The sequence below is a fragment of the Enhydrobacter sp. genome, assembly GCF_030246845.1.
Taxonomy (GTDB): Bacteria; Pseudomonadota; Alphaproteobacteria; order Reyranellales; family Reyranellaceae; genus Reyranella.
Genome location: NZ_CP126889.1, coordinates 4,671,714 through 4,696,820 on the forward strand (window position 1 = coordinate 4,671,714; position 25,107 = coordinate 4,696,820).

The following is a 25,107-nucleotide window of genomic DNA, read 5'->3' on the forward strand; positions in this document are numbered from 1 at the left end:
GTTCGACCGTCTCCGAATACAGAAGTCGACGCTCGGTCTCCTGTGCCAGCTTGTCCGACTCCCCGAGTGACGCTACTGATGCGTGCGGCCCTTCCTTCCAGGATCCTTTCATGCGCTTACATTGTACCTTTTGTCGGGAAGCTTACAGTATGCGATCGGTTTTGCCGACAGGAAGAGGTTGATGGGATCAGCCGACCCGGGAGCTGCACGCACGACGATTCGGGCAAGGGCGCCCTTGCGACTGGGACTCGCCGGCGGCGGCACCGATCTCTCGCCCTATTGCGAGGATTTCGGCGGCGCCGTGCTGAACTGCACGATCGACAAATATGCCTATGCTTTCGTGTCCGCGCGAAACGACGACAACGTGGTCTTCCGTGCCGTCGATCTGGGCATCGAGGAGACTTTTCCGCTGTCGGCGCCGTCGAACGGCAAGCTCGCCCTTCACGCCGGCGTCTACCGGCACTTCGTGACCAAGTTCGCCGACGGCATTCCCTTTGCCGCGACCATCACGACGAATGTCGATGCCCCCGCAGGCTCGGGCCTGGGCTCGTCGTCCGCCCTTGTCGTCGCCCTCGTCGATGCGCTGAGGGCCTACCTCGACGTGCCGCTCGGGCCCTACGACGTGGCGCACCTCGCCTTCTTCATCGAGCGTATCGATCTCGGCCTCGCCGGCGGAAAGCAGGATCAGTACGCCTCGGCATTCGGGGGCGTGAACTTCATCGAGTTCCTGTCCGGGGACAGGGTCATCGTCAATCCGTTGCGCATGCCGGACGCCGTTCTCAACGAGGTCGAGACCTCGATCGTCGTCAGCTTCTCCGGTCAATCGCGGCAATCGGCGGCCATCATCGACAACCAGACCGCGGGCATGAAGTCGGGGACCGTGAGGACGCTCGATGCGCTGCATCAGCTCAAGGCCGACGCCATCGACATGAAGCGGGCCCTCCTGCAGGGCAAGGTGGACGAGATGGCCACCATCCTTAACCGCTCCTGGATCTCGAAGAAGGCGACCGCGGATGCGGTGACGAACCCGCAGCTCGATGCGCTCTACGAGATCGGCCGCCGGGCCGGCGCGCTGGGCGGAAAGGTGTCCGGCGCCGGCGGCGGCGGATACATGATGTTCATCGTGCCGCCGGAAGAGCGCTTCCGGCTCGTCACTGCCCTCAACGAGGCCGGTGCATTGGCAACGCCGGTCAAGTTCACCGCCCTCGGCTGTGAGACCTGGCAGGTGAGGTGAGGGCGGCCGCTGGTCGAAGGGACAGCCGATGAAATTCCGGAACCTGCCCGGCGCCCTTGCGCCTCTCATGCTCGCCGCCTGCGCCAGCAAGGGCACGCTCGACAATTCGAGCGTCGAGGTCGTGAAGGTCGAAGGCCGGCGCTTCGAGGTGCGGATCGCGCCCACGGCGACGCCCGACGAATACCGGATGATGATCGTGCGGGCCACGCTCGTCATCGAGCCCGATGCCGAGCTCGAGCGCGAGCGGGTGTGGAATGTCGCCCGGCCCTTCATGGCGCGGACCTGCAAGGGCCGGCCCTACAAGGTGCTGGAGGACCGGCTGGTCGATCGCGTGAACTTCTACACGCGCTTTCGCTGCGGCGGCTGAGCCGCCACGGCGCGAAGTCGGATCAGTCGGCCGCCTTGAAGACCTCGATGTCGGCCGTGAACTGCTTGCCCCGGGTCTCGGGGCTCAGCAGGATCGAGATCACGACCACCACCAGCGACGCGATCGTCGCGACCATCATCGGCAGGGCGAAGCCCATGCCGCGCTCGACCGCGAAGTAGCTGATGACCGGCGCCACCAGGCCGCCCCAGATCGCGCCCTGGTGATAGACGAAGCCCGCCGCCGTCGCCCGCACCTCGGTCGGGAAGCGCTCGGTGAGATAGCTCGGGTTCTGGCCGTAGATCGAGCCGCCGAACAATCCCTGGAGGATGAAGCCCAGGATCACGATCGTCGGATTCTGGGTGTAGAGGTAGAGCGGCGTGACGAAGATGGCGATGATCGCCGGCGCGGCGATCGCGGCCCGTCGGCCGTATTTGTCGGAGACCGCACCCCACAGCATGCTGCCGAACAGGACCACGATGTTGGCCCAGAACAGCGGCGTCGCCACCATGAGCGGCGTCCACTGCATCTCCTTCTGGAGGTAGGTCGAGAACAGCGCCCAGATCGAGTAGTAGACGCAGAACGCGGCGGCCATCCACACCACGCCGGTCAGCGTGTTGAAGAGATACTTCGGCTTGAAGATGGTGAACAGCGGCAGCTTCACTTCCTGCTTTTCCGTCGTCTGCTTGTGCTTGTTCTCGGCCCAGACTGGCGGCTCCTTGACGTAGAAGCGGATCCACACGACGGCCAGCGCCGGCACGATGCCGATCCACAGCAGCCCTCGCCAGCCGATGCTGTCGTAGAGGAAGCCGTAGGCGACCGACGACAGGGCGAAGCCGATGCCCCACGAACCTTGCAGGAAGCCGCTCATGAAGCCGCGCGAGCGCGCCGGCCAGGATTCCATCGCGAGCGCGGCGCCGGCCGGCCATTCCGCTCCCATGCCGATACCGAGCAGGGCACGGAAGAAGAAGAGGAAGGCGAAGGTCGGCGAGAAGCCGGCGATGAAGTTGCAGACCGAATACCACAGGATGGAGATCATCAGGGGCTTCTTGCGCCCCATGCGGTCGGCCAGCCAGCCCGAGGCGGTGGCGCCGGCGAGGCGCAGCCACAGGGTGATGGTGAAGACGAACGTGACCTCGGTGATGGGCACGCCGAATTCCTTGCTGATCGGCAGCATGATCAGCAGAAAGATGGTGAAGTCGAATGCATCCAACGTCCAGCCGAGCCAGGCGGCGACGTAGGCATACCACTGATCCCTGGTGGGCTCCTTCCACCAGGGCACGGACGCGGGTGATGAAGCGGCGGGCGCGGACATCGGCTAAACCTCCCTGATACGAGCGGTTTACGCTGAACGACTCCGGACGCTGGGCTGATATGGCCGGCGATTGTCCGGGCCGAAGGCCGCGCTGGCAACAGATTGTTGGCTCGTGTGAACGGAATTGGGGATGAAAAGTCATCGTGCCGGCGGACGCGAGCCGCTGCGCGAAAGGCTTGCCCCTCTGTATCGCCTCCGATGCGGCGTGTAAGCTTCACACCATGGGAACCGGCAGAGTTCCCGACTAGGGAGTGAACTCATGAGCATCAACCGACGTACATTTGTCGGCGGCGCGTCGGCGGCCGCCCTGCTTGCGACGACGACCGCCTCGCGCGCCGGCAAGAAATACGATGACGGGGCCTCGGACACCGAGATCAAGATCGGCCATACCTGTCCCTACAGCGGGCCGGCCTCGGCTTACGGCGTCAACGGCAAGGCGATCTCGGCCTACTGGGACATGGTCAACGACAAGGGCGGCATCAACGGCCGCAAGATCAATTTCATCACGCTCGACGACGGCTACTCGCCGCCCAAGACGGTCGAGTGCATTCGCCAGCTCGTGGAGCAGGACAAGGTGCTCTGCACCTTCAACACGCTCGGCACGCCGACCAACACGGCGATCCACAAGTACATGAACAAGAAGAAGGTGCCGCAGCTCTACGTCGCGACGGGGGCGTCGAAGTGGGGCGATCCCAAGCATTTTCCATGGACTATGGGCTTCCAGCCCGACTACCACACCGAAGCGGCCATCTACGCCAAGCATATCCTGGCGACGGTGAAGGACGCCCGCATCGGCGTGCTGATGCAGAACGACGATTACGGCAAGGACTACTGGGAGGGCTTCAAGGCCGGGCTCGGCAAGGATATCGGCCGCGTGGTCAAGCACGTCACCTACGAGATCAACGAGCCGACGGTCGACTCGCAGGTCATCCAGATCAAGGGCGCGGATGCCAACGTCTTCTTCAACATCGCGACGCCGAAGTTCGCCGCCCAGGCGATGCGCAAGATCGCCGATCTCGGCTGGAAGCCGATCCAGTACGTGAACAACGTCTCGGCGAGCGTCGGCTCGGTGATGAGGCCTGCCGGCTTCGACAACGTGCAGGGAATAACCACGGCCATGTACTACATGGACCCGACCGATCCGCGGTGGGCGGACAATGCCGACCTCAAGGCCTACAAGGCATGGATGGCCAAGTACCATCCCACCGCGCATCTCGCCGATCTCGGCAATGTCAGCGGCTATACCGTCTCGTTCCTGATGGCCGAGACGTTGCGGCGCTGCGGCGACGAGCTCACGCGGGCGAACGTCATGAAGCAGGCGACGAGCTTCGACAAGTTCCGCGTGCCGATGCTGCTTCCCGGCATCACCGTATCGACCAGCCCGACCGACTACTATCCGATCCAGGCCGTCCAGCTCGCCCGCTTCAAGGGCCAGACCTGGGAGCTGTTCGGCGACATCCTCGAGGCCGAGAGCACGTAGTCTCGCCGGGGCCGCGGGCTTTCCCGTCCGCGGCCCCGGACAAGCCCGCGCTACCCGCAGGCTACCGAGTAGATGTGCTGCACCTCGCCCGGCAGCGGCATTGCCTGCCAGCTCCGGCCGCCATCCTGGGTGCCGAACACCTCACCGTCGTAGCGGGCGCCGATATAGACCTGATCCGGGTCGCTCTGGTGCAGGCCGATCGACATGATCGTGCCGTGCACTCGCACCTTGTCGAACCGCTGCCAGCTCCTCCCACCATCCCGGCTGCGGTACACGGCGCCGTCGTGGCTCGCGGCGGCAACGGAGAGCGCGGCATAGAGCGTGTTCGGCTCGGCCGGCGCGGCCTTCACGTCACGCCCGTAGGTGATGGGCGAGAAACGCTTCATCTCCATATCCTGCCACGTCTTGCCGCGATCGGTGGTGCGGAAGAGGCCCATGCGCAGCGCCACGATGGCCGCATCCGGCTCGGCCGGATTGATGGTGACGGCATGGCCGTCGAGCATGCCTTCGGCGGTCGTGTCGCTCACGATCTTGCTCTTGAGGTGGGGACGCTCCGCCAGCTCGATCAGGCCGGCGCTGCAGTCCATCCAGGTTTCGCCGCCGTCCTCGCTCAGCATCACTCCGTTGATCTCGAGCGCCGCATAGATCTGGTCCGGCTTCCTCGGGTTCTGCGCCAGGCGCATCACCCGCGAGGCGAAGGGCCCCGTGCAGTGGGTCGCGATCTGCGGCGTCGCGAGCTTGCGCCAGCTCGCGCCGCCGTCGTCGCTGCGATAGACGTCGATGGGCGAGGCGCCGGCCAGCATCCGGCGCGGATCGCGGCTGTCGACCAGGAAGCTCCAGACCTGCTTCCCGGCGTCGGGAAAGTCGGTGCGGACGAAGGTGGCGCCGCGATCGGTGCTGCGCCACACGCCGTCGCTGGTGCCGGCGAACACCGTCTCGGGGTTGCCGGGATGCACGAGGAGAGTGAACACCTCGACATTGCCGAGGACGTGCTTCCAGTCGCCGCCCTTGGCGGCGCGCTGGAACACACCCACCTTGCCGGTGTGGTCGGGTTTGCCGAAATAGCCGGCAACGCCGACATAGATGTTCGATGCTTCGGCCATGGCAAGCCCTCCCTTGCTCAGTTCTTCTTGACCAGCGGGCAGTCGCCCTGATCCAGCGGCCGGAACGCTTCCTCGGCCGGAATCTTGGCAAGAAGCTTGTAGTAGTCCCACGGTCCCTTCGACTCGGACGGCGCCTTCACCTCGAACAGATACATGTCGTGCATGTTGCGGCCATCGGCGCGGATATAGCTCGGCCCGAAGACGGGATCGTCCCACTTCTCGGACTTGAGCTTGGCCATGACCGTTTCCGCCTTGTCCGTGCCGGTCTCCTTCACGACCTGGAGATAGCGCAGTGTCGCCGAGTAGAAGCCGGCCTGGACCATGGTCGGCATCCGCCCCTTGTACTTGTCGGCAAATCGCTTGGCGAAGGCACGCGTCTTGTCGTTGAGGTTCCAGTAGTACGCGGCGGTGAGGCGCAGGCCCTGCGCCCGCTCCAGCCCCAGCGAATGCACGTCGGAGATGAACACCAGCAGGCCGGCGAGCTTCTGCCCGCCCTTGACGATGCCGAACTCGGCCGCCTGCTTGATCGAGTTGATGGTGTCGCCGCCGGCATTGGCGAGGCCGATAATCTGCGCCTTCGATCCCTGCGCCTGCAAGAGATACGACGAGAAGTCGCTGGTGTTGATCGGCGCCTTGACGCTGCCGAGCACGGTGCCGCCGGCCTTCTTGACGACATTGCTCACGTCGCGCTCGAGTGCATGGCCGAAGGCGTAGTCCGCGGTGATGAAGAACCAGGTCTTGCCGCCGGTCTTGACGATGGCCGAGCCGGTGCCGTTGGCGAGGGCGGCGGTGTCGTACACCCAGTGGACCGTGTAGGCGTTGCAGAGCTTGCCGGTGATGTCCGACGAGGCCGGGTCGGGCGCCAGATAGACCCTCTTCTTCTCCTTCGCCACGTTCATGGTGGCAATGGACGACGACGAGGCGCCGGAGCCCAGGATCACGTCGACCTTTTCGTCGTCGTACCAGCGTCCGGCCATGGTGGCGGCGACGTCGGCCTTGTTCTGGATGTCGCCCGAGATGAGCTCGATCTTCTTGCCGAGCACCTTGCCGCCAAAATCATCGATCGCCATCTGGGCGGCAACCACGGCCCCCTGACCGTTGATGTCGGAGTAGAGGCTCGCCATGTCGGTGCCCACGCCGATCTTGACCATATCGTCGCTGAGCTGCGCCATGGCCGGCGCCGTCCAGCCGGCAAGCACGCCAGCCGCCATCCCAAGCAAAACACGTCTCATCATTTCACTCCCTAAGCCTCTGTTGTAATTTTGGCCCCGCGGGATGCTGCCATAGCCATCGAGTGAGAGGAACCAGGAAGATGATCGAGAGCACCGAGGATATCGCCACCAGGGACGGGGCGATGGAGACGTTCGTCTGCCATCCCGAGCGCGGCGGCGCGTATCCGACCGTGCTGTTCCTCATGGATGCGCCCGGCATTCGCGACGAGCTTTACGACATGGCGCGGCGGCTGGCGACGGTCGGTTACTTCGTGCTGCTGCCCAATCTCTACTATCGCGCGGGCAGGGACACGAAGTACGGACCGGACGTCCTGCAGAACGGCAGCGCCGAGCATCAGCGCATGCGCGCGGTGCGGACCAAGATGACGATCCCTCCGGTCATGGACGACATCGCGGCCCTGATCGCCTTCGCCGACGGCCAGGCCGCGGCGAAGAAGGGGCCGGTCGGAGTCCATGGCTACTGCATGAGCGGTCCCTATGCGCTGGCTGCCGCGGCGCGCTATCCCGAGCGGATCGCGGCGGCGGCGTCATTCTACGGCACCTGGATCGTGAGCGACGCGGTCGAGAGCCCGCACCTCAATCTCGGCAAGGCGAAGGGCGAGCTCTATATCTCCTGCGCCGAGCACGACGACCTCGCGCCGCCCGACATGGTCAAGGAGCTCAAGGTGCTGTTCGACAAGTCGGGCAATCCGGGCGAGCTCGAGGTCCATCCAGGAGTCCATCACGGCTTCGCCTTTCCGCAACGCTGGTGCTACGACAAGCCCGCAGCGGAGCGGCACTGGGAGCGCCTGATCTCGCTTTATCGTCGGCGATTGGGTTGACTACGGACCGCATGCATCCGCGCACCCATGGGCGCTGGAAGCGTGCGGTCCCATGAGCGCATAACGTCTGATCGGCGATCTCACGCCGCTTGTGCCGGCCGCGGCTTCTTGGATTGCCACTCGTCCAACAGATCGCGCGCCCGGCTTTTCTTCGGATCCATGGCGCTCTCGCGGCCGGGCACCTTGGCGGCGAGCTCGATCACGTAGCCGTTGGGATCGCGGAAGTAGATCGAGCGGATGAAACCATGGTCGGACACGCCGCGCACCTCTCGGCCTTCCGCCTTGCCCTTGGCAAACATCCTGTCGAGCGCATCGGGCTCGACCTCGAGCGCGATGTGCAGGTCGAAGTCGTGCTGGTCCTTGAACTCGAACGGCATTCCGGGCGCTTCGAAGAAGGCGAGGCACGAGCCGTCGTCGAGCTGGAAGAAGGTATGCAGCACGCCGGCGCCGGTCGAGCGGCCGGTCTTGGTTTCCTCGATCTTGAGCGTGTGGACGAGCGGGAGGCCGAGGAAGTCCTCGTAGAATTTCCGCGTCTCCTCCGAATCGCGGCAGCGGTAGGCGTTGTGGTGCAGGCCCTTGATCATGGGAGCGCTCCTTTTCAAACCGCCTGCCAGGGCTGTCCCTTGGTCGAGGCGCAAAAGCCGATGAAGGTCTCGTAGACCTTCGGATAGTTCGGCTCGGCCTTGAAGGTGTCGAGCCATCGCTTGATATTGGGATAGGCGGAGAAATCGCAATGGATCAACTCGCCCGCCGTGGTGATGGCGGCGCCGAAATAGTCGGCGATCGTGAGCTGGTCACCACATAGATACTTCTTCCCGCCACCGAGCCAGTGGTCGTTCAGGACCTGCAGCCAGGCCTTGGACTTCTCCTTGCCCCAGGCGACCACCGCCTCCTGCACCTTGGCATCCTCGCGCTTGAGATGCGGGAAGAGCTGCGGATAGATGAGACCGTAACCCCAGTCGCGATAGAAGTTGGAGTTGAACCAGTCCATCGCCTCGTTGACCTTGGCGCGTTGACGGAGGTCCTTCGGATAGGCCGGCGAGCCGATCTTGTCGGCGAGATAGCGCAGGATCGCCGCGCTTTCGGTCAGCCGAAAGCCATCATCGTCGAGCAGCGGGATCAGGTGATTGGGGTTCAGCGTACTGTAGGCCGGCTCGTAGTGCTGTCCCTTCAGGATATCGACGACTTCCATGTCGACCTTGATGTCGTTGTCGGCGATGAACTGCATCACCGGACGGCAGGTCGTGGAAATCGGATGCATGTAGAGCTTCATGATGGGCCTCCCTGGCGCGATTGCCGGCGTTCGCGCGCCGGCGAATTTCTTGGGACGCAGGGTGATCCTTCCGGCTCCGGTGCGCCAGAGATCGAATCACAAAAGATCGTGTAGCGTTCCGTCAGGCCGGAACAGCGCCGCGCCGGGCCGCGGCGATCTGCCAGACCGCGGCGATCAGGACGCAGGCGGAGACGGCAAAGAAGGCGGCGCGGTAGCTCACCTGGGAGGCGATCAGGGCGAAGAGGGGCGGACCGAAGATCGCGCCCGAGAAGGCGAGGGCGGTCTGGACGGCGGCGACGGCCGCCGCCTCGCCGGGCGGCGACAGGTGCGCGAATTCGGCCTGGGACGTGCCGTTCCAGCTGATGACGACGGCGCCGTAGCCGACGACGGCCAGGGTCATGAGCCAGAAAAGCGTCTGCGCCGTCAGCAGCCCGACAGCGATGCTGCCAAACGTCATGCCGATCCCGGTCCAGCCCAGGAGACGCATGCGCGGGATGCGATCGCCCATGCCGCCGCTCAGCAGCCGCACCGCTGTGCCGACGAATTGCGAGAGCGAAAGGAGGGCGCCCGCCTGTGCGATCGACAGGCCGCAATTCTCGTAAAGATAGGTCACCAGATAGAAGGTGAAGGTGTGCTGGGCGATGACGTAGACGAAGGCCGAGACGCCGAGCACCCGCAACTGCCCATGGCCCATGACGAAACGGATCGACCGCCAGATGCCGGCGGACGGCGCATTGCCGGCGACGGCCACGTCCAGGCGTGGCCGCAGCGGCTCGACCAGCAGCGCCGCCGCGACCGCGGCGCCGGCCGCGGCCAGGCTCGCGCCGCGCCAGCCGATCCAGGCGAGGAGCGAGGGGAAGATAATACCGGCCAGGGCGAAGCCGATCGGCACGCCCGTCTGCTTCAGCGAGAAGACTGTGCCGAAATATTGCCGCGGCACCCGCTGTGTGAGGATATGCGCCGAGGCGGGATTGAGCGGACCCTGGGCGGCGCCGATGAAGACGACCGCCGCGACCGTGGCGACGACCAGCGCAACGGCGTTGAGGGCGAGCCCGATCGCGGCCATCAGAAGGGCCATCTGGCAGACGCGGACCGCCCCCAGCCGCAGGATGGGGCCGGCCGCCGCCAGCGCCATCACAGTCGCCACCCCATAGATGATCGCGGTGAAGAGACCGACCAGCTTGGGATCGATGGCGAGATCCTTCGCCACGGCCGGCATCATCACGCTGAGTGACAGCACGCTGATCGACACCATCACCTGGATCGCCAGCATCGAGGCGACCGGGACCAGCGCGCGTTTCATGGAGAGGCCTTCGCAGGGCTACATGCCGTAGAGATCGGCCTTGTTCAGGATGGTGTTGCGCAGGATGCGGATCGAGGCCACGTCGACCATCACGCCGTCGACATTGATCGCGCCCAGGCCCTTGGCCTCGGCCTCGGCATAGGCCTTCTCGAGCTTGCGCGCCCGCGCCACGTCGTCGGCCTTGGGCGAATAGACGTCGAGGGCGATGTCGATCTGCGACGGATGGATGGCCCACTTGCCGACGCAGCCCAGGATCATGGAGCGCGTGCACTCCTCGCGATAGGCGTCGGGATTGCGGAAGTCGGCGAACGGCCCGTCGACGGGATCGATGCCGGCGGCCCGGCAGGCCATGACCAGCCGGAAGCGGGCATAGTGCCAGATGTCACCAGGATAGCCGCCGGTCTCGCCGACATTCTTGTTGGTGACGCCCATCGAGGCGGAGAAGTCGCCCATGCCGAAGACCAGGCATTCGAGCCGCGGCGTCGACCTGGCGATCTCGTCGACGTTCTGCATGCCCTCGACCTCCTCGATCAGGGCCTCGAGGCCGATGCGGCGCTTGAGCTTCAGCTTCTTCTCGAGCTGATGCAGCAGCTTGTCGGCGAACAGGACGTCGGCCGGCGTCATGACCTTGGTCATCATGATCGTGTCGAGGTGCTCGCCGGCGCCCTCGACCACCTCGATGATGTCCTCGAAGGCGTATTCGGTTGTGAGATCGTTGATGCGCACGCAGCGTGTCTTTCTGCCCCAGTTCAGCGACTTCAGCCCCTCGACGATCTTCTTGCGCGCCTCCCGCTTCTGGCTGGGCGCGACCGCGTCCTCGAGATCGAGGAACACATGGTCGGCCTTCGATTCGGCCGCCTTCTGGATCATCTTCTCGCTGGAACCGGGCGTCGAGAGCTGGACGCGGCGGGCGCGGCGCGGGCGGTCGGTCATTGTTCTCTCCTCAGGCTACGATCTTGTCGGCGCGCAGGCGAACGATGTCCGCCGCGCTACAGCCGATGGATCTCAGATACTCGTCGGTGTGCTCGCCGAGCAAGGGCGCCCGGTGGCGCACGCGGCCCGGCGTCTCGGTCATCTTGATGGCCACGCCCGCCACCGCCATTTCCGTCTCGAGGCCCGGATGGGGCACGCGCACGACCATGTCGCGAACGGCGAAATGAGGATCGGCGAAGACGTCGCGCACGTCGTTGACGGGGGCAAACGGAACCTGTCCGCCGAAATGCTTCAGCAGTTCGTGCTTGGTGTGCCGGCGGGTGAAGGCCGAAACGGCGGCGATGATCTCGTCCTGGTTGGCGCGCCGGTCCTGGACCGTGGCCAGCCGTGGATCGGTGCCCAGTTCCGGCCGGCCGATCAGCCGGCACAGGATCGGCCAGTGGGTGTCGGCGTGGGCGGCGATGGTGACGAAGCCATCCCTGGCCGGAAACATGCCGAACGGGCAGAGCAGGGGGTGATGGTTGCCCTCCGGCGCAGGCACGTCACCGGTATAGGCATGCTGGTGCACGATGCGTTCGCACATCGACAGGATGGCGTCGACCATGCCGACATCGACGAACTGGCCCTTGCCGGTTCTGTGGGCGCGAAAAATGGCGCTCAGGATCCCGACGGCGCACATCGTGGCCGGCATCAGATCGCCGATGCCGGGGCCAACCTTTAGAGGCGTGTTCTTGTCAGGGCCGGTGATCGCCATCACGCCGCCGAAGGCCTGCGCCACGACATCGTAGGCCGGCCAGTCGGTGTAGGGGCTGGCGCCGGTGCGACGGTCGCCGAAGCCGCGGATGGTGGCGTATACCAGCTTCGGGTTGAGTTCGCGCAGCGTCTCGTAGCCGAGGCCAAGCCGCTCCATCACGCCGCCACGGAAATTCTCGACCACGGCGTCGGCATCCTTGCAGAGACGCTTTACGAGATCGCGCCCCTCGGAGCGCTTGAGGTCGACCGCAATCGACTTCTTGTTGCGGTTCACGGAAGCGAAATAGCCGCCGAATGCCCTCAGCCGGTCGTCGGGATGGTAGGGGCCGACGATGCGCGTGTGGTCGCCGTCGAGCGGTTCGACCTTGACGATCTCCGCACCCTGGTCGGCCAGCAGCATGGTGCAGTAGGGACCGGCCAGCATCTGGGTAAGATCGACGATTTTCACACCGTCGAGGGCGCCGAGGATTTCTGTCATACGGACCGCGGGCTTCCAGCCCGCTCATGGGCGCGCAAGATGCGCGCGGCCCGGAAGGTCACTTCTCTCCCCAGTGGCTGCGCCGCTTCATCAGCACCGTGCGTTCGCCCTCGAAGACATGCTTGTCGTCCTGGTTCACGCCGTAGTGCCTGAAGCGCACGATGCCGGCGTCGGGCTGGTCGGCGTCCTTCTTCTCCAGGACCTCGGTATAGCAATAGAGCGTATCGCCATGATGAACCGGGCCCTTCAGCCGGATCCTGTCCATGCCGATTTCCATCAGCGCATTCTCGGCGGTGTCCTCGGCGGCCAGGCCGATGCACATCGAGATCGTGACGCCGCCGAAGCCCAGCCGCTGCCCCCAGCTGCCGGACTTCATCAGGTGTTCGTTGAAATGGCCTTCGGCGGTGTTCATGGTGACGTTGGTGATCCAGACCTGCTCCAGCGGCTCGACTGTCTTGCCGCGGGCGTGCTTCATCACGTCGCCGACCTTGAAATCCTCGAAGAAATTGTGGCGGCCGGTGAGGGCGGAGACCTTCATCAGTTTTTCCCCCGGCCCAGCAGTCGGTCGGAGATAATGCGCTTTTGGATCTCCGACGTGCCCTCGAAGATCTTGGTGAGGCGCGCATCGCGCCAATGGCGCTCGACGGCGTGCAGCGTCGTGTAGCCCGCACCGCCATGGATCTGCAGGCCCTCGCTGCAAACGCGCTCGGCCATCTCGGAGGCGAAGAGCTTGGCCATCGACGCTTCCTTGTCGCAGCGCTGGCCGGTATCGATCTGCTCGCAGACGAAGTAATTGAGCTGGCGCGCCGCCTCGATCTGGGTGGCCATGTCGGCGATCTTGAAACGAATTGCCTGGAACTCCGCGATCGAACGGCCGAACTGCCGGCGATCGTTGGCATATTGGATCGAATCGTCGAGCGCCCCCTGGGCGAGGCCGATGGCACGCGCCGCCGTGTGCGCTCGCGCCGTCTCCAGCCCCGATGTGGCGTAGTAGAACGCCTTGCCTTCCTCGCCGATCATGCTCGACGCATCGACCCGAAAATTGTCGAAGGCGAGCTCCCAAGTCTTCCAGCCGAAATAGCCGATTTTGGGGATAGGCGCGCCGCTGCAGCCCGGCGGCAGCTCGCCGCGCTTCTTCTCGACGAAGAACATCGAGAGGCCGAGATGGCGTTTGCCGGCCGGCGCGTCGGATGTGCGGGCGATGATGATCAGGAAGTCCGCGCCGTCGGCGAAGGTGCACCAGTATTTGTTGCCGCTGATCAGATAGCCGCCGCCGTCCTTCCTGGCACGGCACGTGATGTTGGCAATGTCCGAGCCGGCATTCGGCTCCGACATCGAGAAGGCTCCCAGGAACTCGCCCTTGGCCATGCGCGGCAGATAGCGGCCGCGCTGTTCCTCGCTCATCATGTGCGAGCCGATCAGGAGATTGCCGCGCGCGATCAGCGAGGCGACGCTCATCCAGCCGCGCGACAGCTCTTCGGTCACGAGGCAATACTCGAAGCAGCCGAGGCCGAGGCCGCCATACTGCTCGGGGATCAGGATGCCGAAATAGCCCAGCTCCGCCATCTTGTCGCGCAGGCTCATCGGAATGTCGCCCTTCTCGGGATCGAGCTTGTTGGCGACCGGCAACACTTCGTTCAGCGTGAACTCGCGCGCCTGCTCCTGGATCATGCGGCGCTCTTCGGTGATGTACGGCATTACGGTGAATTCCTCTGGCGAACGAGGTTGGTGCGCTTGAAATCGATCGCGAGCTCTTCGCGCTGGTTGAAGCCCTTGGTATGCCAGGTGACGATGCCGAAGCCCTTGTGCGAGTCCGAAAGACGGCGGTCGAGGACTTCCGATTCGGCCCTCAGCGAATCACCGGGATAGACCGGCTGGTGATAGGTGAGCTCGTTCACTCCCAGGAACGGACCGCCGCCCTCGCTCAGATCCTCGACGGTCATGCCGAAAACCGTCGTGAACACCAGCAGCGGATTGGCCACCAGGCCCGGATGACCATGGGCCCGCGCGTAAGCCGCGTTGAAATAGTGCGGGTTGAAATGCAGCGTCAGGGTGGAGAAGAGGGTGCTTTCCGTCTCGGTGATGGTGCGCCCCCAATGGTGCCTGAACACCCGGCCGACCTCGAAATCCTCGTAGCGGTTGCCCTTCGGCACCAGCCGGGCGCGCGTCCTGAAATCCTCCGACATTCTCTCTCCATCAAGTCCTGGCCGAGGCGCGCGCAAGCTCGCCCACATCGCCGAGGCTGTCGATGCGGTCGATCGTATCGCGCAGGCGCTTGGCACCCGCTGTCCCGAGCACCGGCGTCACCAGGCTGTCGAACTTGGCTTCGAGCGCCTGGCGTTGCTTGCCGATATCGGCCCAGGGAAGGCCCGAATCGTGCGAAGCCTCGAGGGTGGTCCCGTCGTCGAGCTGGATCGCCATCTCGGCCAGCGAATGTACCCAGTCGGGCTTGAATTCGATCGCCATCTTCTCGCGCAGCGTTCTGATGCGGGGCTCCCGGGTGACGGCTTCCGTATAGGAGGCAAGATTGGCAGTGTCGACGCCCGTCAACGCCATCGCCACCGTCTGGCGGAGCGAGAATTTCGCCTCCAGGCCGGTGGTCGGGTGAGGGATGTTGCAGACCCTGTCCGCGCCCGCATCGATCCGGAGCAGGATCTTGCGTACCCGCTCGGGCGGAAAATTGTTCTTCAGCCGGATCTCCCTGGCGCACTCGATCGGCGCGTGCGTGAGATAGCAGGCGGCATGGTACTTGAAGAGATTGTTGCGCAGATGCCAGCCCGACGGCGGTTCGCCGAGCGCGGAGTCGGCATGGAAATCATCGCTCTGCGAGGACGCGAAGCCCTGGTCGCATTCCAGCGAGTCGCCGCGGGCGGTGAAGCCCTTGGCGGCGAGGCGGGCGGCGCGCAGGCCGTGCTCCGACGCCGTGCCGGCATGCAGCGGCTTGCACATCGTGCCGAAGTTCGACTTCAGGCCGGCCGCTTGCGTGGCGGCGATGCCGAAGGCGACGGCGAGCTGCTTCTCGGTCAGGCCCAGCATGCGGCCGGCAGCAGCGGTGGCAGAGAAAGAGCCGACGGTGCCGGTGACATGGAAGCCCTTCTGGTAGTGGCTGGGTGCGACCAGCCGTCCGACGCGGCCCGAGGTCTCGTAGCCCGCGACGAAGCTTTCGATGAAGAGCCGGCCGGATGCCTTGATCTGCTCGCCGAGCGCCAGCAGGGCAGGCACCACGGTCACCGTCGGATGGCCGCCCATGGCGAAGTTCACGTCGTCATAGTCGAGGGCGTGGCTTGCGGCGCCATTGATGAGCGCGGCCGTGGCAGGCGAGGTCGTCTCGCGCCGGCCGACGAGGCTCGCCTTGCCCGAGACGCCGTCCTCGCGCGCCTCGGCGACCAGGATGTCGGTCAGCTCCTCCTGCGCGCCCGGGACGGTCACGGCGAACTAGTCGAGCAGGCACTGCTTGGTGCGCTCGATCAGGTCGTCCGGCAGATCGCGCCAGCTCAGACAAGCGGCCCGTTTGGCGATTTCGGCCGTGACGGGAACGTCGCGCGACGCGACAGAAGATTGCGCGGCGGCCATGTTGCCTCCATTGGATGTCGACAGCCGGAGTGTCGGAAAACCCGACCGCCTTGTCCACTAGCCGGGCTTGCACGCCACCACATGGAAGATATGCCAATGCTTGGCATTGCCGCGCGGCGTGACGCCGTCGGCTTCCTCTTCCTCGAACATCTCGACCTCGAGCCCTTCGAGCATGGCCTCCGCGTCGCGGCGCTGCAGGAAGGTGATGCCCGGCCGGCCGACCCACGAGTCGCGCACGCCGTACCATTGGCCGCTGAAACGACCACCGGCGGGGAGAGCGTCGCGGATTCGCGACCACAGATCGCGAAACCGATCGGGTTCGCAAAGCGGCATGGCGAAGCTCGAGTTCACGAGCCGCACGCCGATCGGCAGCGGCACGTCCTCGAGGCGCGCCAGCACGGTCGTCATCCGCTCGGCGCCGGGCAGGTCGCGGGCGGAGAGCTGACGCAAGGCTTCAGGCTCCGCGTCGACCGCGACAACGTTCCAGCCGCGCCGCAGAATTTCGACCGTGTCCCGCCCGTCGCCGCAGCCGAGATCGACCGCGACCGCGTCCGCGTCCGGCACGCCGAAGCGGTCGAGGGCGGCGAGCAGGGTGCGCCGGGGCGGCCGGGCGCGCAGTTGTCGATAATAAGCGGCCCAACCCGCGCTGCGGTCCTGTGCTTTTGACATTGCGGTCGATATGATTCTATCGAGGTCGACAATAACAACGCCGCGTTCCGGGAGGAATCTTTCGCATGAAAGCGTTTGCCGCTCTTGTTGTCGCCACCGTCGCCTTGGCGCTGGGGCCGTTGTCCGCCCGTGCGGACATGAAACAGCTCGAGGAAGCCGCCAAGAAGGAAGGCGAGATCACCTGGTACGTCTCGCACTATACGTCGGAAGGGGCGGAGGAGCTCGGCGCCACCTTCACCAAGCTGCATGGCATCAAGGTCAACGTGGTGCGCACCACCGCGCAGGTGGCGTATCAGCGCCTGACGCAGGACATCAAGAACGGGCAGACCATCTGCGATGTCTTCTCGTCGACCGACATCGGCCATCTGGTGCGCCTGAAGGCGCAGGGACATCTCGAGAAATACACGCCGGAGGATGCATCCAAGATCACGGAAGTGTTCCGCAATCTCGACCCCGACGGCTACTTCCACACGACATCGGCCGGCTTCGTGCTCATCACCTACAACTCATCGAAGGTGAAGCCGGAGGAGGCGCCCAAGAAGTGGACGGATCTCCTCGATCCCAAGTGGAAGGACAAGATCTCCACCGGACATCCCGGGTTCTCCGGCTACGTCGGGACGTGGGTGCTGCAGATGAAGCTGCTGTACGGCTGGGATTTCTTCAAGAAGCTGGAGAAGAACAAGCCGCAGATCGGCCGCTCCATCAATGACACGGTGACGGCGTTGAATGCCGGCGAGCGCGAGGTCGCGGCCGGTGCGGACGGCTCGACGATGTTCAGCGCCGCGCGCGGCAACCCGCTGTCGATCGTCTATCCCTCGGACGGCGCGGTCCTCATCATCGCACCCTCGGCGATCATAAAGGGCACAAAGCACCCCAATGCCGCGCGCCTCTTTATGGAGTATCTCTATTCGATCGACGCGGCCAAGATCAACGTCAAGCACTTCGGCGTGCCGATGCGGCCGGAAGTTCCGGTAGCGAAGGGCGAGAAGCCCGTCAGCGAGGTCAAGGCCATCCATCCCACGGTGCAGCAGATCTACAAGGGCATTCCCGAGGCCATCGAGGACTGGCGCGATACGTTCGGCAACTGACGTGGCTGTCTCCGCGCCTGCCCTTCCGTCCAAGCCGGCCGCGACCACGCGTCTGGGCCGATGGGATTCGTCCTGGCTGCTGTGGACCGGCATCATCGCCGTTCTGCTGTTCCTGGTGGTGAGTCCCTTCGTCCACCTGGTCGCCACCAGCTTCCGGTCGGAGGATACCGGCGGCTTCACCTGGGGCAACTACGCGGCCGCCTATGGCCGCGAGCGCTACGTGCAGGCGCTGGTGAATTCGCTCGAGCTGGGCGCTGGCGCGGCACTGCTTGCCGGCATCTTCGCCGTGCCGCTCGCCTGGGCGGTGTCGCGCACGAACATGCCGGGGCGGGGGCTGGTGCGCGCCCTCGTGCTGGCGACCTTCATCACGCCGCCCTATACCGGCGCGGTGGCCTGGATTCTGCTCGCCGGACCCAACGCCGGCTGGCTCAACCGATTCTACGTCCTTCTGACCGGCGCCGATGAAGGCCCGTTCAACATCTACAGCTTTCCCGGGCTCGTCGCCGTCGTCGCGCTCTATTCCTATCCTTATGTCTTCATCTTCACGAGCGCGGCGCTGGAGCTCGTCTCGTCGGAAATGGAGGACGCCGCCAATGTTCTGGGGGCGGGCACGTGGCTCACGATGCGCCGGGTCACCCTGCCGCTTGCTTTGCCGGCGATCCTGGGCGGCCTGATTATCTGCTTCCTGGAGGCGATCGCGCTCTTCGCCTCGCCCGCCATGATCGCCATTCCGGCGAGGTTCAACGTCGTCACCACGCAGCTTTTCCAGTTCTTCGGCAATCCCGTCCGGGTCGAGGTCGCGGCGGCCTATGCGATGCCTCTGCTGGGCGTCACCGTTCTCCTGGTGCTGGTGCAGCGCCTCCTGACGCGCCGCCGCGGATTCGTCGCGCTGACCGGCAAGGGCGGCGAGCGGCGCCCGCTGGCGCTCGGCCCCTGGCGATGGGTGCTGTTCGCCTATGCCATGCTGGTCGCCGCCCTGTCGGTCTTCCTGCCCTACGTCTTCCTGCTGCAGGCGGCCTTTGCCAAGGCATGGGGACGGGGATTTTCCCTCGACAATCTTTCGCTCAGGAATTTCAGGTTCGTCCTGTTCGAGCACGCGACGGCGGCGCACTCCGTGCTCAACAGCTTCCTTTTCGGCGGTGCCGCGGCGACCCTCGGCGTCGTGGTCGCCCTCGGCGTGGCCTATATCGTGGCGCGGCGGATCGTGCCGTTCGCCGGCATTCTCGGCTTTCTGTGCGTCGCTCCCTTCGTCATCCCGGGCGTCGTGCTGGCCATCGGCTTCTACTCCGCCTATGCGCCGCCGCCGCTTGCGCTGTACGGCACTGCCTGGATCCTGATCCTGGCCTTCACCGCCCGCTTCCTGCCGATCGGCTATGTGAACGCCAGCGCCGCCATCCGCAGCCTCAATCCCGAGATGGAGGAGGCCGTCCGCGTCCTGGGCGGCGGCCGGCTGACGGCCATGCGCCGCGTCGTGGCGCCGCTGTTGAAACGCAGCCTGCTGGGCGCCTGGCTGCTGATGTTCATCCCGGCAACGCGCGAGCTGTCATCGGCGATTTTCCTCTACGGCCCGAATACAAAAGTGGTGTCGGTCATGATCTTCGACATGAGCGAGGAGGGGAATTTCGAGTATCTTGCCGCCCTCGCGCTCATCCTGCAGCTCCTCACCCTGCCTCTGCTTTGGATCGGCCAGCGCGCGATCGGGCGGGACTTCATGCTGAGGCGTAGCGCGACATGAGCAAGCTGGTACTGCGGAACCTCGCGCGGCGTTACGGCACCGTCGACGCCGTTGCCGACTTCTCGCTGGAGCTCGCCAAGGGCGAGTTCGTCTCTCTGCTCGGGCCTTCGGGCTGCGGGAAGACCACGACGCTGCGCATGATCGCGGGGTTCGTGCCGCCGAGCGACGGCGTGATCGAGATGGACGGCCAGCCGATCTCCACAGCGACGAGTGTCGTGCCGCCGGAAAAGCGGCGCATGTCGATGATCTTCCAGAGCTACGCGATCTGGCCCAACATGACCGTCGGCGAGAATGTCGGCTTCGGCCTGCAGGTCCGCAAGCTGCCGAAAGCGGAGATCGCGCGCCGGGTCGACAGGATCCTGGAGGTTGTCCAGCTCGGCGCCCTCAAGGAGCGATACCCGGCGGAACTGTCGGGTGGGCAGCAGCAGCGCGTGGCGCTCGCGCGCGCGATCGTCGTCGAGCCCGAGATCCTGCTGCTCGACGAGCCGCTTTCCAACCTCGATGCCAACCTGCGTGAGGAGATGCGGTTCGAGATCCGTCGCCTGCACGACGAGTTCAGGATCACCACTGTCTATGTCACGCATGATCAGGCCGAGGCCATGGTGACGTCGGACCGCATCGTCGTCATGAACAAGGGTCGCGTCGAGCAGATCGACCCGCCGCAGGAGCTTTACGCCCGTCCCAGGAGCCGCTTCGTGGCGGGCTTCATCGGTCGCACCAACTTTCTCGAGGGGCAGCGCCGCGGCGCCGATATCGTGTTCGACGGCTTCACGGCTCCCGCCGCCGCGCTCGACGGCGCCAACGGCCATGGTGCACTCCTGTATTCCTTGCGGCCGCAATCCATCCAGCTCGCGCGCGAGAAGACGGCCGGCCCGAGCCTGACGGTCGAGGCCGAGATCGTGGGGCGGTCGTACCTCGGCGAGTATTGGGACTATCAGGTGAGGCCTTTGTCGGGCGGCAAGGCGCTGCGGGTGTCGACGCCGCCCGCGACCGTGTTCGCGCCCGCCAGCCGGGTCTGGCTGGTGATCGATCCGGCCGGCATGGTACGTCTTGAGTAGCAACTTGTTGAGAGTGAGCCAATGACCGCAGGACCGCTTGCCCGCTTTACCGTGCTCGACCTGACGCGGGTGCGCGCCGGTCCGACGGCGGTGCGCTATTTCGCCGACTGGGGCGCCAACGTCATCAAGATCGAGATGCCGCCGGGCGCCGGCGACATGGACATGGGCGGTCCCCGGCACGGACCGGACTTCCAGAATCTCCACCGCAACAAGCGGTCGATCACGCTCAACCTCAAGGAGCCCGATGGCCGCGCCGTCTTCATGAAGCTCGTCGAGAAGGCGGACGTGGTGGTCGAGAACTATCGGGCCGACGTGAAGTTCCGTCTCGGCATCGACTACGAGAGCCTGAAGAAGGTCAACCCGCGGATCGTGCTGGGCTCGATCTCGGGCTTCGGCCAGGACGGCCCCTATGCCGAACGGGCCGGCTTCGACCAGATTGCCCAGGGCATGGGCGGGCTGATGTGGGTGACTGGCATGCCGGGACAGGGACCGGTGCGGGCCGGCATCGCGGTGGCCGATGTCGGCGCGGGCCTTCACTGTGCCATCGGCATCCTGATCGCGCTGCTCGAGCGCGAAAGCTCGGGCCAGGGACAATGGATCTCGACCTCGCTGCTGCAGGCCATGATCTCGATGTGCGACTTCCAGGCAGCGCGCTGGACCGTCGCTCGCGACATCCCGGGCCAGGCCGGGAACAACCATCCCACCTCGATCCCGACCGGCGTGTTCAAGACCAGGGACGGCTACATCAACATCGCGGCGTCCGGCGGCCACATCTACAGGCGCTTCTGCAAGGCGATCGAGGCTCCCGAGCTGGAGACCGACGAACGCTTCGCCACCGACAAGGCGCGGGCGACGAACCGCGATCTCCTGAACGAGGAGATCAACAAGCGCACCGGCCGGTTCGGCAGTGCCGATCTGGTCAAGCTCCTGAACGACGCCGGCGTGCCGGCCGGTCCGATCTACAAGATGGACGAGATGTTCGCCGACCCGCAGGTCAAGCATCTCAAGATGGCCCATCCGGTGAAATCGCCCAAGCTCGGCGACATCGAGCTGATCGGGCAGGCGATCAACATGAACCGCACGCCGTTCGAGATGCGCTCGGCGACGCCGGAGCAGGGCGTGCACACGGAAGAGGTGCTGAAGGAGGCGGGCTACGATGCAGCGGCGATCGCCGACTTCCGCAAGCGCGGCGTGATCTGAGGAGCGAGCATGATCAGTCCCACATCCCGGATGATCGCGGAGAAGGACGGCCCGATCGGCCGCCTGATCTTCAACAAGCCGGAACGTCACAACGCCACGTCCTCGGACATGTGGGAAGCCATCCCCGTGATCCTCGAGGAATTCGAGAAGGATCCGGCCATCCGGGTGATGATCGTCACCGGCGCCGGCGACAAGGCGTTCGTCTCGGGCGCCGACATCTCGGAGTTCGAGCAGGCGCGTGCCACGCCCGAGCAGGTCGCCCACTACGACAAGATCGGCGAGGTGGCGAACTCCCGTCTGGTGAGGTTCCCCAAGCCGACGATCGCCCGCATCCGCGGCTACTGCGTGGGCGGCGGCGTGGCCATCGCGCTCACCTGCGACATCCGGATCGCCTCGGAGAACGCCAGGTTCGGCGTGCCGGCCGCCAAGCTCGGGCTCGGCTACCGGGCGGCGGGCATCAATGCGCTGATGAATGTCGTGGGCCCGTCCTACGCCAAGGAGATCTTCTACACTGGTCGGCTGTTCAGCGCACAGGAGGCCTTGGCCATGGGGCTGGTCAACCGCGTCGTGCCGGACGCCGAGCTCGACGCCTATGTCGACGACTACTGCAGGCGCATCGGCGAGAACGCACCGCTTACCATGCATGCCGTGAAGCGCACGGTCGAGGAGCTGACGCGGCTCGACGGCAAGCCCGACTTCCACAGCGTGGCGCAACTCGTCGGCGAATGCTTCGCCTCCGAAGACTACGTCGAGGGCCGCCGCGCCTTCATGGAAAAGCGCAAGCCGGTCTTCAAGGGTCGCTGACCGCGTGACCGACCCCTTTCCGGCCATCGCCGAGGCTTCGGCGGGGGGCGAAACGGCGGCGACCTTCGAAGACATCCGCGCGACGATGGGCGTGCGGCGGCGCCGCCGCTCCGAGACCTCGGACGACCATCTGGCGGGCGATCCGCGTCGCCAGGGGAAGCGTTTCCGGGCACAATGGCGCCGTGCCTTCGCCCTGATCGGATGGCAGGAGGGAACATGGACGGTATCCAGCAGCTGCACGATCTGATCGCCTCGGCCAATCGCATCGTCGCCTTCACCGGGGCGGGCATCTCGACGGAGTCGGGCATCCCGGATTTCCGTTCGCCGGGCGGCATCTGGACCAAGTACCAGCCGATCTACTTCGACGACTTCGTCTCGTCGGAGGAGATGCGGCGGGAAGCCTGGCGCCGCAAGTTCGCGACCGACGAGACGGTGCTGAAGGCGGAGCCCAATGCCGGCCATCGCGCCCTCGCCAAGCTGGTCGAGCAGGGGCGCATGAGTGCCGTCATCACGCAGAATGTCGACGGCCTGCACCAGCGGTCCGGCGTGCCGGACTCCAAGGTCATCGAGCTTCACGGCAATACGACCTATGCAAGCTGCCTGGATTGCGGCCAGCGCCACGAGCTGGAACCGATCAAGCAGGCCTTTCTCGAGAAGGGTGAGCTGCCGGTCTGCAGCAAGTGCGAGGGGTTGGTGAAGACCGCGACCATCTCGTTCGGCCAGGCAATGCCGGAGATCGCCATGGCGCGCGCCCAGCATGAGGCGACCTCGTGCGACCTCTTCATCGTGCTCGGCAGCTCGCTCGTGGTCTATCCCGCGGCCGGCTTCCCGCAGATCGCCCGGCGCAACGGAGCGAAGCTGGCGATCGTCAATCGCGATCCCACGGACCAGGACGATGATGCCGACCTGGTCATCCACGCCGAGATCGGCCCCACGATGAGCCGCGTCGTCGGCGTCAACTAGGTGCGCGGCAACGGCCGTCATGATCACGCGCAGATCGGTCCTCGCCGGTGCGATCGGTCTCGCCGGCACGGCCGCGGCACAGGCCGATGACGTCACCTACTTCCGCATCCTGACCGGCGGCACGGCCGGCGCCTATTTCCCGATCGGCGGCCTCGTCGCCAGCGCGATTTCGAACCCTCCGGCCATGGTTGCGGCGACCATCGCCTCGAGCGGTTCGGTGGCCAATGTTGCCGCTGTCGAGGCCGGTACGGCGCAATCGGCGTTTGTTCAGTCGGACATCGCGCATTGGGCCTATAGCGGTACGGGCCTCTACGAAGGTCGGCCGCGGATCGAGACCTTGCGGGCCATCGCGAATCTCTATCCCGAAAGCATCCAGCTCGTGGCGCGCAAGGGCTCGGACATAAAGTCGGTCGCCGACCTGCGCGGCAAGCGCGTGTCGCTCGACGAGCCGGGCTCGGGCACCCTGGCGGACGCGCGCATCATTCTTGCCGCCTATGGCTTGAGCGAACGGGAACTGGAGGCAGTGTACCTGCCGGTCCAACAGGCGGCGGACGGGCTGAGGGCCGGCGCCCTGGATGCCTTCTTCAATGTCAGCGGCTGGCCGCAGAGCACGATCGCCGACCTCGCGGCGAGCCTGGGCTTCGACCTCGTGCCGATCGCCGGCCCGCAGGCGGCGGCGCTGACCGCCCGGCACAAGTTCTTCGTCGCAGGCGTCATCCCCGACAACGCCTACAAGGGCGTCACCGGCGCGCAGACGATCGATGTCCATGCCCTTTGGATCACATCGAGCAAGCAACCTGCCGACCTGATCTACGAGATCACGGCCGCACTCTGGGCGCCGGCAACGCGCAAGCTTCTGGATTCGGGGCCGGCGATCGGCCGCGACATCCGGCTCGAGACCGCCCTCGTTGGCGTCTCCATTCCGCTGCATGCCGGCGCCGAAAGGTTCTACAAGGAAAAAGGCCTGATCAACTAGGAGAGCGAGGCAGGGATGCGGCTGAACGGCAAGGTCTGCGTGGTGACGGCGGCAGGTCAGGGGATCGGGCTCGCGGCCGCGCGCGCCTTCGCCCGCGAAGGGGCCTCGGTCTGGGCGACCGATGTCGACGCGGCAAAGCTGGAGGTCCTGTCCGGTGCGGGCAACATCCAGACGCGCAAGCTCGACGTCCTCGACAAGCGGGCCATCGAGGCGCTTGCGAAGGAGGTCGGCACCGCTGATGTCCTCTTCAACTGTGCAGGCTTCGTCCATCACGGCACGGTGCTGGAGGCGACCGACGAGGAGTGGCGCCTCGCCTTCGACCTTAATGTCCGCAGCATGTTCTGGACGATCCAGGCATTCCTGCCGCCGATGCTCGCCATGGGGCGCGGCTCGATCATCAACATGTCGTCGGCAGCCTCTTCCGTGAAGGGCGCCGCCTTGCGCTTCGTCTACGGGACGACGAAGGCCGCCGTGATCGGGCTCACGAAGTCGGTCGCCGTCGACTATGTGAGCAAGGGCATCCGCTGCAACGCGATCTGCCCGGGCACGGTACAGACCCCGTCACTCGACGAGCGGATCGCCGGTCTGGGCGGTGGCGCCGACGCCCGCCGGTTCTTCCTGCAACGTCAGCCGACTGGCCGTTTCGGCTCGGCGGAGGAGGTGGCGGCGCTGGCGGTCTATCTCGCGAGCGACGAGTCGGCCTTCACGACCGGCACGGTGAACGTCATCGACGGCGGCTGGAGCATCTGACG

General features: G+C 65.5%; 27 protein-coding genes. 13 read left to right on the forward strand and 14 right to left on the reverse strand.

Annotated elements, in window-relative coordinates; genetic code table 11:
* The first annotated feature begins 181 nt into the window (after positions 1-181).
* Together OJF58_RS23295 and OJF58_RS23300 are read left to right on the forward strand one after the other, a co-directional pair.
* On the forward strand, positions 182-1,234 hold the full coding sequence (locus OJF58_RS23295) for a GHMP kinase (protein WP_300780245.1): 1,053 nt from the start codon (positions 182-184) through the stop codon (positions 1,232-1,234).
* Positions 1,235-1,262: 28 nt separating this feature from the next.
* Positions 1,263-1,601: a hypothetical protein gene (locus tag OJF58_RS23300; protein WP_300780246.1), complete on the forward strand. Its 339-nt coding sequence runs from the start codon at positions 1,263-1,265 to the stop codon at positions 1,599-1,601.
* A gap of 22 nt (positions 1,602-1,623) precedes the next feature.
* Here the strand turns inward: OJF58_RS23300 and OJF58_RS23305 are convergent, their stop codons facing one another.
* Complete coding sequence (locus OJF58_RS23305) at positions 1,624-2,913, reverse strand: MFS transporter (protein ID WP_300780247.1); 1,290 nt, start codon at positions 2,911-2,913, stop codon at positions 1,624-1,626.
* 259 nt (positions 2,914-3,172) lie between these two features.
* Between OJF58_RS23305 and OJF58_RS23310 the strand changes: the two genes are divergently transcribed.
* Positions 3,173-4,393, forward strand: coding sequence for an ABC transporter substrate-binding protein (locus tag OJF58_RS23310; protein WP_300780248.1), 1,221 nt, complete (start codon positions 3,173-3,175; stop codon positions 4,391-4,393).
* A gap of 50 nt (positions 4,394-4,443) precedes the next feature.
* Here OJF58_RS23310 and OJF58_RS23315 read toward each other — a convergent pair whose 3' ends face one another.
* A complete protein-coding gene (locus OJF58_RS23315) occupies positions 4,444-5,496 on the reverse strand; it encodes a hypothetical protein (protein WP_300780249.1) in 1,053 nt (350 codons plus the stop codon).
* A gap of 17 nt (positions 5,497-5,513) precedes the next feature.
* Complete coding sequence (locus tag OJF58_RS23320) at positions 5,514-6,728, reverse strand: ABC transporter substrate-binding protein (protein WP_300780250.1); 1,215 nt, start codon at positions 6,726-6,728, stop codon at positions 5,514-5,516.
* Positions 6,729-6,808: 80 nt separating this feature from the next.
* Between OJF58_RS23320 and OJF58_RS23325 the strand changes: the two genes are divergently transcribed.
* Positions 6,809-7,549: a dienelactone hydrolase family protein gene (locus OJF58_RS23325; protein WP_300780251.1), complete on the forward strand. Its 741-nt coding sequence runs from the start codon at positions 6,809-6,811 to the stop codon at positions 7,547-7,549.
* Positions 7,550-7,629: 80 nt separating this feature from the next.
* On the opposite strand, the gene OJF58_RS23330 is transcribed toward OJF58_RS23325, so the two are convergent.
* From OJF58_RS23330 to OJF58_RS23380, 11 genes are all read right to left on the reverse strand, one after another.
* Positions 7,630-8,133 carry a VOC family protein gene (locus OJF58_RS23330; protein ID WP_300780252.1) on the reverse strand — a complete coding sequence of 168 codons (504 nt, stop codon included), beginning with the start codon at positions 8,131-8,133 and terminating at the stop codon, positions 7,630-7,632.
* A gap of 14 nt (positions 8,134-8,147) precedes the next feature.
* Complete coding sequence (locus OJF58_RS23335; protein ID WP_300780253.1) at positions 8,148-8,822, reverse strand: glutathione S-transferase family protein; 675 nt, start codon at positions 8,820-8,822, stop codon at positions 8,148-8,150.
* Positions 8,823-8,943: 121 nt separating this feature from the next.
* Complete coding sequence (locus tag OJF58_RS23340; RefSeq protein WP_300780254.1) at positions 8,944-10,125, reverse strand: MFS transporter; 1,182 nt, start codon at positions 10,123-10,125, stop codon at positions 8,944-8,946.
* 18 nt (positions 10,126-10,143) lie between these two features.
* Positions 10,144-11,058, reverse strand: a complete 915-nt coding sequence (locus OJF58_RS23345; RefSeq protein ID WP_300780255.1) for a CoA ester lyase — start codon at positions 11,056-11,058, stop codon at positions 10,144-10,146.
* A 10-nt stretch (positions 11,059-11,068) separates the two neighbouring features.
* The gene (locus OJF58_RS23350) at positions 11,069-12,289 is read right to left on the reverse strand and encodes a CoA transferase (RefSeq protein ID WP_300780256.1); all 1,221 of its coding nucleotides are present in this window, start codon (positions 12,287-12,289) and stop codon (positions 11,069-11,071) included.
* Between the two features lie 58 nt (positions 12,290-12,347).
* Complete coding sequence (locus OJF58_RS23355) at positions 12,348-12,827, reverse strand: MaoC family dehydratase (protein ID WP_300780257.1); 480 nt, start codon at positions 12,825-12,827, stop codon at positions 12,348-12,350.
* Positions 12,827-13,987 (reverse strand): acyl-CoA dehydrogenase family protein, encoded by a 1,161-nt coding sequence (locus tag OJF58_RS23360; protein WP_300780258.1) that lies wholly within the window; start codon positions 13,985-13,987, stop codon positions 12,827-12,829. Before OJF58_RS23360 ends, OJF58_RS23355 begins: the two co-directional genes overlap by 1 nt.
* Entirely contained in the window at positions 13,987-14,475 is a 489-nt protein-coding gene (locus tag OJF58_RS23365; RefSeq protein WP_300780259.1) for a MaoC family dehydratase, read from the reverse strand. Before OJF58_RS23365 ends, OJF58_RS23360 begins: the two co-directional genes overlap by 1 nt.
* Positions 14,476-14,485: 10 nt before the next feature.
* The gene (locus tag OJF58_RS23370; protein WP_300780260.1) at positions 14,486-15,718 is read right to left on the reverse strand and encodes an MmgE/PrpD family protein; all 1,233 of its coding nucleotides are present in this window, start codon (positions 15,716-15,718) and stop codon (positions 14,486-14,488) included.
* Between the two features lie 6 nt (positions 15,719-15,724).
* Positions 15,725-15,862: a hypothetical protein gene (locus OJF58_RS23375; protein WP_300780261.1), complete on the reverse strand. Its 138-nt coding sequence runs from the start codon at positions 15,860-15,862 to the stop codon at positions 15,725-15,727.
* A 57-nt stretch (positions 15,863-15,919) separates the two neighbouring features.
* Positions 15,920-16,531: a class I SAM-dependent methyltransferase gene (locus OJF58_RS23380; protein ID WP_300780262.1), complete on the reverse strand. Its 612-nt coding sequence runs from the start codon at positions 16,529-16,531 to the stop codon at positions 15,920-15,922.
* A 65-nt stretch (positions 16,532-16,596) separates the two neighbouring features.
* On the opposite strand from OJF58_RS23380, the gene OJF58_RS23385 reads away from it, so the two are divergent.
* The 9 genes from OJF58_RS23385 to OJF58_RS23425 are packed head-to-tail and all read left to right on the forward strand — an operon-like array spanning position 16,597 to position 25,105.
* Positions 16,597-17,619, forward strand: coding sequence for an extracellular solute-binding protein (locus OJF58_RS23385; RefSeq protein WP_300780263.1), 1,023 nt, complete (start codon positions 16,597-16,599; stop codon positions 17,617-17,619).
* A gap of 1 nt (position 17,620) precedes the next feature.
* Complete coding sequence (locus OJF58_RS23390) at positions 17,621-19,354, forward strand: iron ABC transporter permease (protein ID WP_300780264.1); 1,734 nt, start codon at positions 17,621-17,623, stop codon at positions 19,352-19,354.
* Positions 19,351-20,412: an ABC transporter ATP-binding protein gene (locus OJF58_RS23395; RefSeq protein WP_300780265.1), complete on the forward strand. Its 1,062-nt coding sequence runs from the start codon at positions 19,351-19,353 to the stop codon at positions 20,410-20,412. Before OJF58_RS23390 ends, OJF58_RS23395 begins: the two co-directional genes overlap by 4 nt.
* Before the next feature lie 21 nt (positions 20,413-20,433).
* Entirely contained in the window at positions 20,434-21,612 is a 1,179-nt protein-coding gene (locus OJF58_RS23400) for a CoA transferase (RefSeq protein ID WP_300780266.1), read from the forward strand.
* Between the two features lie 9 nt (positions 21,613-21,621).
* Positions 21,622-22,416 carry an enoyl-CoA hydratase gene (locus tag OJF58_RS23405; protein WP_300780267.1) on the forward strand — a complete coding sequence of 265 codons (795 nt, stop codon included), beginning with the start codon at positions 21,622-21,624 and terminating at the stop codon, positions 22,414-22,416.
* A gap of 4 nt (positions 22,417-22,420) precedes the next feature.
* Complete coding sequence (locus tag OJF58_RS23410) at positions 22,421-22,663, forward strand: hypothetical protein (protein WP_300780268.1); 243 nt, start codon at positions 22,421-22,423, stop codon at positions 22,661-22,663.
* Entirely contained in the window at positions 22,633-23,379 is a 747-nt protein-coding gene (locus OJF58_RS23415) for a Sir2 family NAD-dependent protein deacetylase (RefSeq protein ID WP_300780270.1), read from the forward strand. Before OJF58_RS23410 ends, OJF58_RS23415 begins: the two co-directional genes overlap by 31 nt.
* Before the next feature lie 19 nt (positions 23,380-23,398).
* On the forward strand, positions 23,399-24,355 hold the full coding sequence (locus tag OJF58_RS23420; protein ID WP_300780271.1) for a TAXI family TRAP transporter solute-binding subunit: 957 nt from the start codon (positions 23,399-23,401) through the stop codon (positions 24,353-24,355).
* Between the two features lie 15 nt (positions 24,356-24,370).
* Entirely contained in the window at positions 24,371-25,105 is a 735-nt protein-coding gene (locus tag OJF58_RS23425; RefSeq protein WP_300780272.1) for an SDR family oxidoreductase, read from the forward strand.
* Positions 25,106-25,107: the final 2 nt, after the last annotated feature.

Bases quoted from the DNA above. Each gene is read 5' to 3' on its own strand.
- OJF58_RS23295 (WP_300780245.1), top strand. From the start codon at position 182: ATGGGATCAGCCGACCCGGGAGCTGCACGCACGACGATTCGGGCAAGG.
- OJF58_RS23300 (WP_300780246.1), top strand. From the start codon at position 1,263: ATGAAATTCCGGAACCTGCCCGGCGCCCTTGCGCCTCTCATGCTCGCC.
- OJF58_RS23305 (WP_300780247.1), bottom strand. From the start codon at position 2,913: ATGTCCGCGCCCGCCGCTTCATCACCCGCGTCCGTGCCCTGGTGGAAG.
- OJF58_RS23310 (WP_300780248.1), top strand. From the start codon at position 3,173: ATGAGCATCAACCGACGTACATTTGTCGGCGGCGCGTCGGCGGCCGCC.
- OJF58_RS23315 (WP_300780249.1), bottom strand. From the start codon at position 5,496: ATGGCCGAAGCATCGAACATCTATGTCGGCGTTGCCGGCTATTTCGGC.
- OJF58_RS23320 (WP_300780250.1), bottom strand. From the start codon at position 6,728: ATGAGACGTGTTTTGCTTGGGATGGCGGCTGGCGTGCTTGCCGGCTGG.
- OJF58_RS23325 (WP_300780251.1), top strand. From the start codon at position 6,809: ATGATCGAGAGCACCGAGGATATCGCCACCAGGGACGGGGCGATGGAG.
- OJF58_RS23330 (WP_300780252.1), bottom strand. From the start codon at position 8,133: ATGATCAAGGGCCTGCACCACAACGCCTACCGCTGCCGCGATTCGGAG.
- OJF58_RS23335 (WP_300780253.1), bottom strand. From the start codon at position 8,822: ATGAAGCTCTACATGCATCCGATTTCCACGACCTGCCGTCCGGTGATG.
- OJF58_RS23340 (WP_300780254.1), bottom strand. From the start codon at position 10,125: ATGAAACGCGCGCTGGTCCCGGTCGCCTCGATGCTGGCGATCCAGGTG.
- OJF58_RS23345 (WP_300780255.1), bottom strand. From the start codon at position 11,058: ATGACCGACCGCCCGCGCCGCGCCCGCCGCGTCCAGCTCTCGACGCCC.
- OJF58_RS23350 (WP_300780256.1), bottom strand. From the start codon at position 12,289: ATGACAGAAATCCTCGGCGCCCTCGACGGTGTGAAAATCGTCGATCTT.
- OJF58_RS23355 (WP_300780257.1), bottom strand. From the start codon at position 12,827: ATGAAGGTCTCCGCCCTCACCGGCCGCCACAATTTCTTCGAGGATTTC.
- OJF58_RS23360 (WP_300780258.1), bottom strand. From the start codon at position 13,987: ATGCCGTACATCACCGAAGAGCGCCGCATGATCCAGGAGCAGGCGCGC.
- OJF58_RS23365 (WP_300780259.1), bottom strand. From the start codon at position 14,475: ATGTCGGAGGATTTCAGGACGCGCGCCCGGCTGGTGCCGAAGGGCAAC.
- OJF58_RS23375 (WP_300780261.1), bottom strand. From the start codon at position 15,862: ATGGCCGCCGCGCAATCTTCTGTCGCGTCGCGCGACGTTCCCGTCACG.
- OJF58_RS23380 (WP_300780262.1), bottom strand. From the start codon at position 16,531: ATGTCAAAAGCACAGGACCGCAGCGCGGGTTGGGCCGCTTATTATCGA.
- OJF58_RS23385 (WP_300780263.1), top strand. From the start codon at position 16,597: ATGAAAGCGTTTGCCGCTCTTGTTGTCGCCACCGTCGCCTTGGCGCTG.
- OJF58_RS23395 (WP_300780265.1), top strand. From the start codon at position 19,351: ATGAGCAAGCTGGTACTGCGGAACCTCGCGCGGCGTTACGGCACCGTC.
- OJF58_RS23400 (WP_300780266.1), top strand. From the start codon at position 20,434: ATGACCGCAGGACCGCTTGCCCGCTTTACCGTGCTCGACCTGACGCGG.
- OJF58_RS23405 (WP_300780267.1), top strand. From the start codon at position 21,622: ATGATCAGTCCCACATCCCGGATGATCGCGGAGAAGGACGGCCCGATC.
- OJF58_RS23415 (WP_300780270.1), top strand. From the start codon at position 22,633: ATGGACGGTATCCAGCAGCTGCACGATCTGATCGCCTCGGCCAATCGC.
- OJF58_RS23420 (WP_300780271.1), top strand. From the start codon at position 23,399: ATGATCACGCGCAGATCGGTCCTCGCCGGTGCGATCGGTCTCGCCGGC.
- OJF58_RS23425 (WP_300780272.1), top strand. From the start codon at position 24,371: ATGCGGCTGAACGGCAAGGTCTGCGTGGTGACGGCGGCAGGTCAGGGG.